The organism is Nocardia sp. NPDC051990, from assembly GCF_040680755.1.
Taxonomy (GTDB): domain Bacteria; phylum Actinomycetota; class Actinomycetes; order Mycobacteriales; family Mycobacteriaceae; genus Nocardia.
The window spans coordinates 38,840-51,270 of the sequence record NZ_JBFAXH010000020.1 but is presented as its reverse complement, the minus strand read 5'-3'; the positions used below and the strand labels follow the sequence as shown (position 1 = coordinate 51,270).

Here is a 12,431-nt window from a genome sequence, read left to right as displayed (position 1 = left end):
CGCGACGAACGGTCAGCGGCGCAGCCCGATGGCGCGCTCCCGGTCCGCACCCATGCCGAGCCGCTCCGGCGCGTGCATCCGGACGAATATGTGCCCGACCGTGCGGGCGCTCTGACCTCGCGTCAGCATGCTGACCAGGATCATCGCCGCGAATGCCAGCGGTACGCTGAGCGCCGCCGGATAGCCGAGGACGGCCGCGAGCCAGCCGCCCCCCAGCTCGTCGGAGATGCCGCCGGTCACCGAAACCACGGTCGCACCGCCCGCCGCCAGACCGCCCGCGATCAGACCGGTGGTCGCCCCTTTGGCCGTCAGGCCGCGCCACCAGATGCCGAGTACGAGCAGCGGGCACAGCGTCGAGGCGGCCACCGAAAAGGCCAGGGCGACAGTGCGAGACAGATCCAGCGACACCACCATGACCGAAATGCCAAGGGGCACAGCACCGGCGAATACTGCCGCGGCGCGGAAGTCGCGAATTCGTCCGCGCAGCATATCCGTACTGAGCACACCCGCGATACTGACCAACAGTCCGGACGAGGTGGAAAGGAATGCCGCGATCGCACCCGCCGCGACCAGTGCCGCCAGCAGTTGTCCCGGCAGGCCCGCCAGCACCGACCCGGGCAGCAGCACCACGGCAGCGTCGGAGGTGCCGGTGATCAACAGTTGCGGCACGTACAGCCGCGCGAAAACCCCCAGCAGGACGGGAAAGAGGTAGAACACTCCGACCAGGCCGATGACCGCGAGTGCGGTCGTGCGTGCCGCGCGGCCATCGGGATTCGTATAGAACCGCACCAGCACGTGCGGAAGTCCCATCGTGCCCAGGAAAGTGGCGATGATCAGCGAATACACCTGATAGGTTGGATGGCTGCCGCCGAATCCGCCACCGGGTGCCAGCCAGGCCGCACCGTTCGCCGGTGCTCCGGCCACCACCGGCACAGCCGAGCCCGCCGCCAGGGTCAGTTCGGTGCCCGCCGCCAGTTCGTGTGTGCCGGTGGTGAGCAGGACCGGACCGTCCACCGCGCGATCGTCGAGCGTCCCGGTGATCGAAACCTGTTGCGGCGCACCTACCCGCACCACCACGCTGGTGCTGACGTCCACCGTGGTGCGCTCGGTGACCACCGGGGGAGCGGGGGTGCCGAGTTCGCGATCCTCGGCCAGGAAATGGCCGAGCAGCACCAGCGCCGGAATCGCCACCGCGGTCAGCTTCAGCCAATACTGGAAGGCCTGCACCAGCGTGATGGACCGCATGCCGCCACCGGCCACATTCGCGATGATGATCGCGCCCACCGCCACCGCGCCCACCCATTTCGGCACATTCAGCAGGATGTGCAGTGTCAGCCCCGCGCCCTGGAACTGCGGAATCAGATACACCCCGCAGACCAGCACCACCACCACCGCCGCCAGGCGGCGTAGCCGCAGCGAGCCGAGCCGGAACTCCGCGAAATCGGGCACCGTATACGCGCCCGACCGGCGCAGCGGCGCGGCCACGAACAGCAGCAGCCCGAGATATCCGGCGGTGAACCCGACCGGATACCACAGTGCGTCCGCGCCGTATTTCGCGATCAGTCCCGCGACACCGAGAAATGAAGCGGCCGACAGGTATTCGCCGGAGATGGCCGCCGCATTCCAGCGCGGCCCGACGCTGCGTGAGGCGACCAGGAAATCGGAGGTGGTGCGCGCCAACCGAACACCGTAGACGCCGATCGCGACCGTGGCGAGGGCGGCGAACAGCAATGCGAAAACCGTGAGCGCTGGTGTCGACGCGGTGTTCACGGCACGTTATCCGGCGCGGCGCTGCACATCGGGTCAGTCCTCGGCCAATTCCAGGAAGTCCTGCTCATTGCGTTCGGCGAGTCGGACGTACAGCCGCCCGACGCCGTACAGCACCGGATATACGGCAACGCCGAGCAGCAACCACGGCAGCCGCAGCCCGAGCAGCACGAACGATCCCACCGACCCGAGGCGGAAAAGCACTGGGAGCGAACACAATACGAGCACCATGACCAACCCGGCCCGCACCGCCAACCCCAACTGTGCCCGAATCAGGCCGCCGATCAGCGCCTCGCCGATCTCGGTCTGCTCGACCACTTCGGTACGGGTCCGCACGCGCCGCGCGCCACGGCGTTCGGCGAGCACAACGCGCTGTCTGGTCGGACGCTGCTGCGGCGTGGTCACGGATTCGTCCACTGCTGTCGTGGCCCGTGCACCAGCCGCTGCTTGAGTTCGCGCACCTGCCGACGACTGACCGGCAGTTCCACCGCCGCGGCATTGCCGTCGGAATGCAGCCGTACCACCGTTCCGGTGCCGACCGTGCGCAGTCCGGTCACTGACCGCAGCGCCACCAGATAGGACCGGTGCACCCGCAGGAATCCCGCATTCTCCCACCGGGATTCCAGCGCCGACAGTGGAATCCGCACCAGATGCGATCCGCTGCTGGTGTGCAACCTGGCGTAGTCGCCTTCTGCCTCCACCCAGCTCACACTCGATCGGTGCACCAGCGTGGTGACCCCACCCAGCTCTACCGGAATCACCTCACTGGGATCGGTGCGCGGTGCCGCGACGGCCGGGGCCGGTGTCGCGCGTGCCGTGGCGATCCGCCGCACCGCCTCCGCCAGCCGCGCCTCCCGCAGCGGTTTGAGGAGATAGTCCACCGCCCCCAGATCGAAGGCCGCGATCGCCTGATCATCGTGGGCCGTCACGAACACCACCGCGGGCGGGTTCGCGAACTCGGACAGGATGCCGGCCAATTCCATGCCGTTCAGCCCCGGCATATTGATATCGAGGAATACCGCGTCGATCGGATGCGCCCGCATCAGCCGCAATGCGCTGGTCGCATCGTTCGCGCCGTGGATATCACCGACCCCCGGCTGCGCGCGCAGCAAATACACCAGCTCGTCCAGAGCGGGCTTCTCGTCGTCCACCGCGAGCACGCGTAGTGCGGCGGCGGACTGGTCGGTGGTCCGGGTCACAGTCGTTTCATCGTAAACGGAGCCGCTTCACGCTCGGCCCGGATACCTACATCGGGACGAATCGGGGGCTGACCGCACCCGTGCGCAGGCGTGTGCCGTGCGAGCTCAGGCCTGGATGCCCGCGCGGAATTTCGGCACGCGCAGGCTGACCTTGGTGCCCGCACCGGGGCCGGTCTCCACGATCAGGCCGTAGTCGTTGCCGAAGGCCGCCCGCAGCCGGTCATCGACATTGGCCAGCCCCACATGGGCGGATTCTCCGGAACCCGCCGGGCCGGTCCCGGTTTCGATGGCATCGAGGGCGCCGGAGCGCAGCAGATCCGGATCCATCCCGATGCCGTCGTCCTCGACGCTGATCACGCAATCGGTACCCGCGTCGGCAGCGACAATCGTCACCGTGCCGCCGCGCGTCGCCCCGGCCAAACCGTGCCGAACCGCATTCTCCACCAAGGGCTGTAGTGCCAGGAACGGAAGCACAACGCCGAGGACCTCCGGCGCGATCCGCAAACGTACCTGCAATGCGTCACCGAAGCGGGCGCGCTCCAGCGCCAGATACCGCTCGATATTGCGTAGTTCGTCGGAGAGCACCGTGAATTCGCCCGCGGCACGGAAGGAGTACCTGGTGAAGTCCGCGAACTCCAGGATCAACTCGCGCGCCCGATCGGGATCGGTACGCACAAAGGACGCAACGGTATTGAGCGCGTTGTAGATGAAATGCGGGCTGATCTGCGCCCGCAACGCGCGCACCTCGGCTCGGTCGAGCCGGGCCCGCGAGGCGTCCAATTCCGCCAATTCCAGCTGTCCGCAGGCATATCGCGCCACCTCCGCGACCGCCCCCAGCCGCCCCGGTTCCGGCTTGCCGGTGGTCACCACCCCCAGAGCCCCTGCTACCCCGGCATTTTCGATGAGCAGCGGCTGCGCGATCAGCGTGCGCCCGGCGTGTTCGGTGCGACCGGGCCCTGATACCAGCACCGGCCGCTCGGTCGCCACCGCCCGTCTGGCCGCATCGGCGAAGGGTTCGGCTAGATCCGAATGCGGCCCATCCCACGCCAGCAGCGTGCCATCGGGATCCGCGACGCCCAACGCATCGGCTCCGGTGAGTGTCCGCAGATGCGGTGCGGCCTCCTGGGCAGACCGATCGTTCAACCCCTGCCGCAACGGCCGCGCGGCCAGTGACGCTGTATGCAGCGCGCTGAACACCGCTCGCTCGGCCGGTGTGGTCACTACTCGCCGTGTCCGCGACCACACCAGCAGCGCGCCGACGATCAGCACCGCCCCAGCCACCGCCGCGAAACCGACGGTCGTCATCGCACCCTCACCGATCGTCTCCATGGCGGCCACCTCATGGCCTGATTATCGCGGCGTCCCACCGAATCCGCGCCCAACAGCGCCGATCGGTGCCGGATACCGACGTGTCCATGACCGCGGGCTACTCGGGGACGCCGCTGGCGAAGAAGATCGGAATCACATCCGGCCACCGGGGTGCTGTGGCATGTGCCCGCGCGCTGGCGGAGTTCGGATCGGCCACCGGATGTCGCGATCGCCGCCGACGCACCGAATCCGCGGACGTCGTCCTCGCTTTCTATCGCGAACTCGCCGACTTGGCCGACGAGGCTCAGGCACTGGCCGCCGGACTGACACCGGGCGTGACGGATGTGGATCGCCTGGCCGCGCAAGGCGGGCGGGCACGTCAGCGATATCGCCGAGAACGATCTGCGCGAGCTGCTGCTTGCCATCGGCGTCGTCGATGTGAAGGTGGGCGCGTTCGACAATGCTTGGTCCGGTCCGAAGTTCGTCTGGGCAAGCGCACTTGATCTAGGACGCGTAGTGTCGAGCGATCCGCGGAACACCCCACTGTCGCGGAAATCGGACAGCCGCACACGTGGGTCGCGAGACGCATCGGTGATCTTCACCACCGACACGCCGGGCACCTGCGTGCACTCGGTGGGCCAGGCCGTACTCGTCGGTGGGGACCCCTAGAATCGCTTCACCAACCCCCGTCGAGACCTTGGGAGGAAGGACCGTCTTGGCCGCCTCGTCCGGATCGTTCGTTCACCTGCACAATCACACCGAGTACTCCATGCTCGATGGTGCGGCCAAAATCTCTCCGCTCTTCGCCGAGGCAAAACGGCTGGGAATGAACGCCGTCGGGATGACCGACCACGGCAATATGTACGGGGCCTCGGAGTTCTACAATTCCGCCAAGAAGGCCGATATCAAGCCGATCATCGGCATCGAGGCCTACATCGCACCGGGTTCCCGGTTCGACACCAAGCGCGTGCAGTGGGGTGATCCCAGCCAGAAGGGCGACGACGTCTCCGGCTCCGGCGCCTACACGCATATGACCATGGTCGCGGAGAACGCGACCGGCCTGCACAACCTGTTCAAGCTGTCCTCGCTCGCCTCGTTGGAAGGTCAGCTCGGCAAGTGGGCGCGCATGGACGAGGAGATCATCGCCGAGCACGCCGAGGGCATCATCGCCACCACCGGCTGCCCGTCGGGCGAGGTGCAGACCCGTCTGCGCCTCGGCCACGACCGCGAGGCCCTGGAGGCCGCGGCCAAATGGCAGGAGATCTTCGGACCGGACAATTTCTTCCTCGAGATCATGGACCACGGCCTGTCCATCGAGCGCCGGGTCCGCGAGGGGCTGCTCGAGATCGGCAAAAAGCTCGGGATCCGACCGCTGGCCACCAACGACTGCCACTACGTCACCAAGGACGCCTCGACCAATCACGAGGCGCTGCTGTGCATCCAGACCGGTAAAACACTCAGTGACCCAACGCGTTTCAAGTTCGACGGCGACGGGTACTATCTGAAGTCCGCGGAGGAGATGCGGGCGATCTGGGATATGGAAGTGCCCGGCGCGTGCGATTCCACCCTGTTGATCGCCGAGCGGGTGCAGTCCTACGACGAGGTGTGGCAGCACCGCGACCGGATGCCGATCTTCCCGGTGCCGGAGGGATATGACCAGGCCAGCTGGCTGCGTCGCGAGGTCGACCTCGGGCTGCGGCGCCGTTTCCCGGACGGCGCGCCCCAGGACTATCTGGACCGGGCCCAGTACGAGATCGGCGTCATCCTGGAGATGGGCTTCCCGGCCTACTTCCTCGTCGTCGGTGACCTGATCAACCACGCCCGCGAGGTCGGTATCCGCGTCGGTCCGGGCCGTGGTTCCGCCGCCGGTTCGCTGGTCGCCTACGCGCTCGGCATCACGAATATCGACCCGATTCCGCACGGCCTGCTCTTCGAGCGCTTCCTCAATCCCGAGCGCGTGTCGATGCCCGATATCGATATCGACTTCGACGATCGCCGCCGCGGTGAGATGGTCCGCTACGCGAGTGAGAAGTGGGGCGCCGACCGCGTCGCCCAGGTCATCACCTTCGGCACGATCAAGACCAAGGCCGCCATCAAGGACTCGGCCCGAGTGCTCTTCGGCCAGCCCGGATTCGCCATCGCCGATCAGATCACCAAGGCGCTGCCGCCGCCGATCATGGCCAAGGACATCTCGGTGTCCGGTATCACCGATCCGGAGCACGAGCGGTACAAGGAGGCTGCCGAGGTTCGCGAACTCATCGCGAGCAATCCGGATGTCGCGAAGATCTACGAAACCGCGCGCGGCCTCGAGGGCCTGATCCGCAATGCGGGTGTGCACGCCTGCGCGGTCATCATGTCTTGTGATCCGCTCACCGACGCGATCCCGGTCTGGAAGCGGCCGCAGGACGGTGCGCTCATCACCGGCTGGGACTATCCGTCCTGTGAGGCCATCGGCCTGCTGAAGATGGACTTCCTCGGCCTGCGCAACCTGACCGTGATCGGCGACGCGCTGGAGAATATCCAGGCCAACCGCGGTGTCGATCTGGATATGGACCGGTTGCCGCTGGACGATCCGCGCACCTACGAATTGCTTTCGCGCGGTGACACTCTCGGCGTTTTCCAGCTCGATGGTGGGCCCATGCGCGATCTGCTGCGCCGCATGCAGCCGACCGCCTTCGAGGACATCGTCGCCGTCGGCGCGCTGTATCGCCCCGGCCCGATGGGCATGAACGCGCACAACGACTACGCGGACCGCAAGAACGACCGGCAGGAAGTCAAGCCGATCCATCCGGAGCTGGCCGAACCGCTCGAGGACATCCTGGGCGAGACCTACGGCCTGATCGTCTACCAAGAGCAGATCATGCACGTCGCGCAGAAGGTGGCCGGCTACTCGCTCGGTCGAGCCGATATTCTGCGCCGCGCGATGGGTAAGAAGAAGGCCGAGGTGCTGGCCGCGGAGTTCGAGGGCTTCGAGGCGGGTATGCAAGCGAGCGGCTTCTCCAAGCCCGCGATCAAGGCGCTGTGGGACACCATCCTGCCCTTCGCCGGTTACGCGTTCAACAAATCGCACGCCGCCGCCTACGGCCTGATCTCCTACTGGACCGCATATCTCAAGGCGAACTATCCCGCCGAATATATGGCGGCCCTGCTCACCTCCGTCGGCGACGACAAGGACAAGGCCGCGGTCTACCTGTCGGATTGCCGCCGCCTCGGCATCACCGTGCTGCCGCCGGATGTCAATGAATCCGAGCAGAACTTCGCCTCGGTCGGCAAGGACATCCGCTTCGGCCTCGGCGCGGTGCGCAATGTCGGTGCCAACGTGGTCGCCTCGATCATTCAGGCGCGCAAGGAGAAGTCGAAGTTCACCGATTTCTCCGACTATCTGAACAAGATCGACGCCATCGCCTGCACCAAGAAGGTCACCGAATCCCTGATCAAGGCGGGCGGATTCGATTCGCTCGGGCATCCGCGCAAGGGTCTGCTGCTGGTGCACTCCGATGCCATCGATGCGGTGATGTCCACCAAGAAGGCCGAGGCGATCGGCCAGTTCGACCTGTTCGGCGGGCTGGACGACGGCGACGAGTCGGTGGCCTCGGTCTTCAATGTGAAGGTGCCCGAGGACGAGTGGGAGACCAAGCACAAGCTCGCGCTCGAGCGGGAAATGCTCGGCCTGTACGTGTCCGGACATCCGCTCAACGGTGTCGAGCATGTGCTTGCGGCACAGGCGGATACGGCGATTCCGGCCATTCTCGAGGGCGATATCAAGGATGGCGCTCAGGTGACCATCGGCGGCATCCTCGCCTCGGTCAACCGCCGCATCAATAAGAACGGCCTGGCCTGGGCCTCGGCGCAGATCGAGGATCTGACTGGTGGCATCGAGGTGCTGTTCTTCCCGCAGGCCTATTCGGTATACGGCGCGGATGTGGTGGAGGATGCGGTCGTCCTGGTGAAGGCCAGGGTGTCGGTGCGTGACGACCGGATCTCCTTGATCGCCAACGATCTCGCCGTCCCCGACCTCTCCTCGATCGGTGTGGCCAAGCCGCTGGCGGTCGTCATGCCGACCCGCCTGTGCACGCCGGACAAGATCGGCGAACTCAAGCGCATCCTGTCCAGACATCCGGGTACCGCGGACGTCCACGTCCGCCATGTGGGTGCACGCGAAAACACCTCACTGTGGAAATTGGATGACAGCCTGCGAGTTTCACCATCCTCGGCGCTGATGGGCGATCTCAAGGCCCTGCTCGGTCCCGGCTGCCTCGCGGGCTGACGCTACGCACGGGCGGGACGCGTCGGCGGTGCTACGGCGAGACCGCGACGCCGAGCGAGAGTGCGGCGAGGAACTTGGGTCCGTCCGCGTAGAACGCGTCGAGCTCGTGGATCTCGAATCCGGCGCTCTCGACGGCTCCGCGAATATCGCGATCAAGATTGCAGCCGCCCGCGATCGCCTTCTCGATCGGATTCAAACGGTGCTGCCATGCCTGGACGCCCGGATCCGGTGCGAGCCCGTGTTCGACGAAATGCAGGGTCCCGCCGGGGACGAGCACCCTGCGCAGCTCGGCCAGCGCGGCCGCGATATCCGGAATGGTGCACATCGTCCAAGTCGAGAGTGCGGAGTCGAAGCTGTCATCGGCGAAGGGCAGCGATTGGCCGTCGAGTCCGGCCCGTTCGATCGGCACGGTGGCCTCGCCGAGCCGCTTATCCGCTAGCCGCCAGCCGAGGTCGGCGGGTTCCACAGCGCTGACCGACTCGACGGTGGCCGGATAGAAGGGGATATTGAGTCCCGATCCGAAGCCGATCTCCACCACTCGCCCGTGTAGCCCGGCACAGGCGCGCTCGCGCTGCGAATTGTTGATCTTGGCCCCGCAGACCAGATTTACTAGCCGAGGCACGATCTGAGCGTTGTAGATACCCACGTACTCACTCTGTCAGGGTCCGTGCACCGCGGGCAATGGTCCCGGTCGAACGGGCGCGTCCGCTGTCGGCGGGCCGCACGATCGGTGACGTGCGATGCTGGCTCGGTGACCTTGTTCGAGGTGTGGGCCCCGCGACCGGAACGGGTGCGTATCGAGGTCGATGGCGCCGTGCATCCGATGACCAGATCCGGCGACGGTTGGTGGCGGGCCGAGGTGTTCGCCGCACCGGCTGCGCGCTACGGCTATCTGCTCGACGACGACCCGACCGTCCTGCCCGACCCGCGCTCGGCTCGGCAGCCCGACGGCGTGCACGGCCGCTCGGCGCTGCACGCGCTCGATCCGGCCGGGTGGACCGATGCGGGCTGGACCGGTCGCCCGCTGGCGGGGGCGATCATCTACGAACTGCATCTGGGCACCTTCACCCCCGAGGGCACCTTCGACGCCGCCGTCGAGCGTCTCGACCACCTCGTCGAGCTCGGCATTACCATGGTCGAATTGATGCCGGTCAATGCCTTCGACGGCAACCACAACTGGGGCTACGACGGTGTGCTCTGGTATGCGGTCCACGAGCCCTATGGCGGACCCGATGGTTTGCAGCGCTTCGTGAACGCCTGCCACGCAAAGGGTTTGGCCGTCGCCCTCGATGTCGTCTACAACCATCTCGGCCCCTCCGGCAACTATCTGCCCCGCTTCGCGCCGTATCTGACCGAGGGCCGCAATACCTGGGGGCAGAGTCTCAATCTCGACGGTCCCGCCTCGGATCCGGTGCGCCGCTTCATAATCGAGAATGCCCTGCGCTGGCTGCGCGATTTCCATATCGACGCACTGCGACTCGATGCCGTACACGCACTCGTCGATCGCACCGCCACCCACCTGCTCGCCGAATTGGCCGCCGACACCGAATCCCTTGCCGCACATGTGCGTAGGCCGCTGTCGTTGATCGCGGAGAGCGACCTCAATGATCCGCGGCTCATCACCCCGCGCGCGGCAGGCGGCTATGGCCTGACCGGACAGTGGAACGACGATCTGCACCATGCGGTGCACACCGCGGTTTCCGGTGAACATCAGGGCTACTACGCCGATTTCGGTTCGCTGCGCTGTCTGGCCCAGACACTGACGCACGGATTCTTCCACGCCGGAACGTATTCCAGCTTCCGCGGCCGCATCCATGGTCGTCCGATCGATACCCGACTCATTCCGGCGAGTGCGTTGCTCGCCTACACCTGCACCCATGATCAGATCGGCAATCGGGCGATCGGGGACCGGCCCAGCGCCTACCTGACCGACGGACAACTGGCGATCAAGGCCGCGCTGGTGCTGTTCTCGGCGTACACGCCCATGCTGTTCATGGGGGAGGAGTGGGGCGCGCGCACCCCATTCCAGTTCTTCACCTCGCATACCGATCCGGTGATCGCGGCCGCCACCGCCACCGGACGCAAGGACGAATTCGCCGAACACGGCTGGGGCAGCGACGACGTCCCGGACCCGCAAGACCCGGAAACCTTCCTGCGGTCGAAGCTCGACTGGTCCGAACGCGAGCAAAATCGACACACTCGGTTACTTTCCTGCTATCGAAAACTGATCGGTTTGCGCCGCGGTCGGGCCGAAGTAGCGAACCCGTGGCTCACGCGCGTATCTGTCGACTACGACGAGAACGCCCGCTGGATCGCGGTGCATCGCGGCTCGCTGACATTGGTGTGCAACCTCTCTGAAAAGCAGGTGAACGTACCTATTGTCGGTGTTTCGGTGCTGTCGTGGGAACTCGCGACCGAAGGTGTCTCCGCGACGGAGATACCGGGGCGCTCGTTTGTGATACTCGAGGGCTCGCAGCGGAATCTCAGCTCGGATATCGATTGCTGAAAACTTACTGGCAGCAACTGTCCGAGACACAATTATTGCCGAGTGTGACCTGCGCCATTAACGTTGAAGTATGAGCAACGTGGCTTCACCCGGGGACCCGGCGAATCTCCCCGATGGGGTGGGTGGCAGCGCAGCCGCCGAATTCGCACCATTGGTACGCGCATTCGCGAAGGTTTTCGGCCGCCGTAGAGGGGCGGGCGGCGCGTTGGCCGTACATCGGTACGGTGAGCCACTGGTCGATATCTGGACCGGGAGCGCGGGCAATAAGCCCTGGACCCAGCACACCGGCGCGATCATCTTCTCCGCCACCAAGGGCATCACCGCGACCGTCATCCACCGGCTGGCCGATCGCGGTCTGCTCGACTACGAAGCGCCGATGGCGCAGTACTGGCCGGAGTTCGGCCAGAACGGCAAGGGCAATATCACCATTCGTCAGGTGATGACGCACAGCGCGGGACTCGGTGGCCTCGACCCGATCGCGGCCGGACTCGAGGATGTGCTCGACCACCAGCTGATGGAGAAGCGCCTCGCCGCCGCGAAACCCGATCGGTTGCTCGGCACTCCGGCCTATCACGCGCTCACCTTTGGCTGGCTGCTCGCCGGACTGGCCCGCGCCATTACCGGCCAGGGGATGGCGGACCTGTTCCGCACCGAGGTCGCCGAACCGCTCGGCATCGACGGCCTGCACCTGGGCCGGCCGTCCGCGCACTCGTCCACCGTCTACGCACCGTTGGCGGGCTCCCAGCTCAGCATGATCGGAAATCCGTTCAGCGCACGGATTTTGGGTCGCAGCTATGGTCTGCCCGGTGTGTTCGGCGCCGCAGCCCGATGCCTGTTCCTGCCCGGATTGGAGACCATCCTGGAGGGCGAAATCCCGCCGATCCTCGATACCGAACTCGGTGCGGGCAACGGCGTCTGCACCGCCTCCGCCCTGGCCACCATGTACGGCGCGCTGGCCAATGGCGGCATGGCGGGCGGCGTGCAATATCTGACACCGCAAACCATCAAGGCGCTCAGTCGAATTCGGACCTACCGGCTCGACCGCACCCTGTTCTACGCCCCGATGCTCTGGCGCCTCGGCTATCACTCGGTGCCGATGCCGGGCGCACACGGCGGTTTCGGCCATATCGGTCTCGGCGGCTCCTTCGGCTGGGCCGAACCCCGCCTCGGCCTCTCCGTTGGATTCGTGCACAATCACCTCTCGGCCGCGCAGCTGAGTTTCGACCAGGCCACGGCCGGTTGGCTGTTGCCGATGGTCATGTCGGGGGTGCGCACGACCCGCCGGTCTGCAACGCCGGTGCAGACGCCCGAGGCCGCGTAATCGGCCAGTCGGATAGGATGCGGACAGACCGGCCGCGCGGACAATGTCTGCGCGGCCGGTTCT

Annotated in this window: 9 protein-coding genes; 4 read left to right on the top strand and 5 right to left on the bottom strand. The window is 66.2% G+C overall.

From position 1 onward, the window contains the following. Window positions 1–12: 12 nt before the first annotated feature. The 4 genes from AB0L63_RS27685 to AB0L63_RS27670 all read right to left on the bottom strand — a co-directional run bounded on the left by AB0L63_RS27685 (window position 13) and on the right by AB0L63_RS27670 (window position 4,271). Entirely contained in the window at window positions 13–1,770 is a 1,758-nt protein-coding gene (locus tag AB0L63_RS27685) for a cation acetate symporter (RefSeq protein ID WP_364506367.1), read from the bottom strand. Between the two features lie 33 nt (window positions 1,771–1,803). Further along, complete coding sequence (locus AB0L63_RS27680; protein WP_364506365.1) at window positions 1,804–2,172, bottom strand: hypothetical protein; 369 nt, start codon at window positions 2,170–2,172, stop codon at window positions 1,804–1,806. Beyond that, window positions 2,169–2,966 carry a LytTR family DNA-binding domain-containing protein gene (locus tag AB0L63_RS27675; protein WP_364506362.1) on the bottom strand — a complete coding sequence of 266 codons (798 nt, stop codon included), beginning with the start codon at window positions 2,964–2,966 and terminating at the stop codon, window positions 2,169–2,171. Before AB0L63_RS27675 ends, AB0L63_RS27680 begins: the two co-directional genes overlap by 4 nt. 105 nt (window positions 2,967–3,071) lie before the next feature. Further along, the gene (locus AB0L63_RS27670; RefSeq protein WP_364506505.1) at window positions 3,072–4,271 is read right to left on the bottom strand and encodes a histidine kinase; all 1,200 of its coding nucleotides are present in this window, start codon (window positions 4,269–4,271) and stop codon (window positions 3,072–3,074) included. 345 nt (window positions 4,272–4,616) lie between these two features. Between AB0L63_RS27670 and AB0L63_RS27665 the strand changes: the two genes are divergently transcribed. Both AB0L63_RS27665 and dnaE read left to right on the top strand, forming a co-directional pair. Then, entirely contained in the window at window positions 4,617–4,943 is a 327-nt protein-coding gene (locus AB0L63_RS27665; RefSeq protein WP_364506359.1) for a hypothetical protein, read from the top strand. Window positions 4,944–4,989: 46 nt separating this feature from the next. Continuing rightward, window positions 4,990–8,541 carry a DNA polymerase III subunit alpha gene (dnaE, locus tag AB0L63_RS27660; RefSeq protein WP_364506356.1) on the top strand — a complete coding sequence of 1,184 codons (3,552 nt, stop codon included), beginning with the start codon at window positions 4,990–4,992 and terminating at the stop codon, window positions 8,539–8,541. 31 nt (window positions 8,542–8,572) lie between these two features. Here dnaE and AB0L63_RS27655 read toward each other — a convergent pair whose 3' ends face one another. Further along, window positions 8,573–9,187, bottom strand: a complete 615-nt coding sequence (locus AB0L63_RS27655) for a class I SAM-dependent methyltransferase (RefSeq protein ID WP_364506353.1) — start codon at window positions 9,185–9,187, stop codon at window positions 8,573–8,575. A 105-nt stretch (window positions 9,188–9,292) separates the two neighbouring features. Between AB0L63_RS27655 and treZ the strand changes: the two genes are divergently transcribed. Both treZ and AB0L63_RS27645 read left to right on the top strand, forming a co-directional pair. Continuing rightward, on the top strand, window positions 9,293–11,047 hold the full coding sequence (gene treZ / locus AB0L63_RS27650) for a malto-oligosyltrehalose trehalohydrolase (protein WP_364506350.1): 1,755 nt from the start codon (window positions 9,293–9,295) through the stop codon (window positions 11,045–11,047). A 70-nt stretch (window positions 11,048–11,117) separates the two neighbouring features. After that, window positions 11,118–12,368, top strand: a complete 1,251-nt coding sequence (locus AB0L63_RS27645; protein ID WP_364506347.1) for a serine hydrolase — start codon at window positions 11,118–11,120, stop codon at window positions 12,366–12,368. Window positions 12,369–12,431: the final 63 nt, after the last annotated feature.

Excerpts from the sequence above, each read along its gene's own strand:
- AB0L63_RS27665 (WP_364506359.1), top strand. The coding sequence starts at position 4,617 with ATGTGGATCGCCTGGCCGCGCAAGGCGGGCGGGCACGTCAGCGATATC.
- AB0L63_RS27645 (WP_364506347.1), top strand. The coding sequence starts at position 11,118 with ATGAGCAACGTGGCTTCACCCGGGGACCCGGCGAATCTCCCCGATGGG.
- AB0L63_RS27670 (WP_364506505.1), bottom strand. The coding sequence starts at position 4,271 with ATGACGACCGTCGGTTTCGCGGCGGTGGCTGGGGCGGTGCTGATCGTC.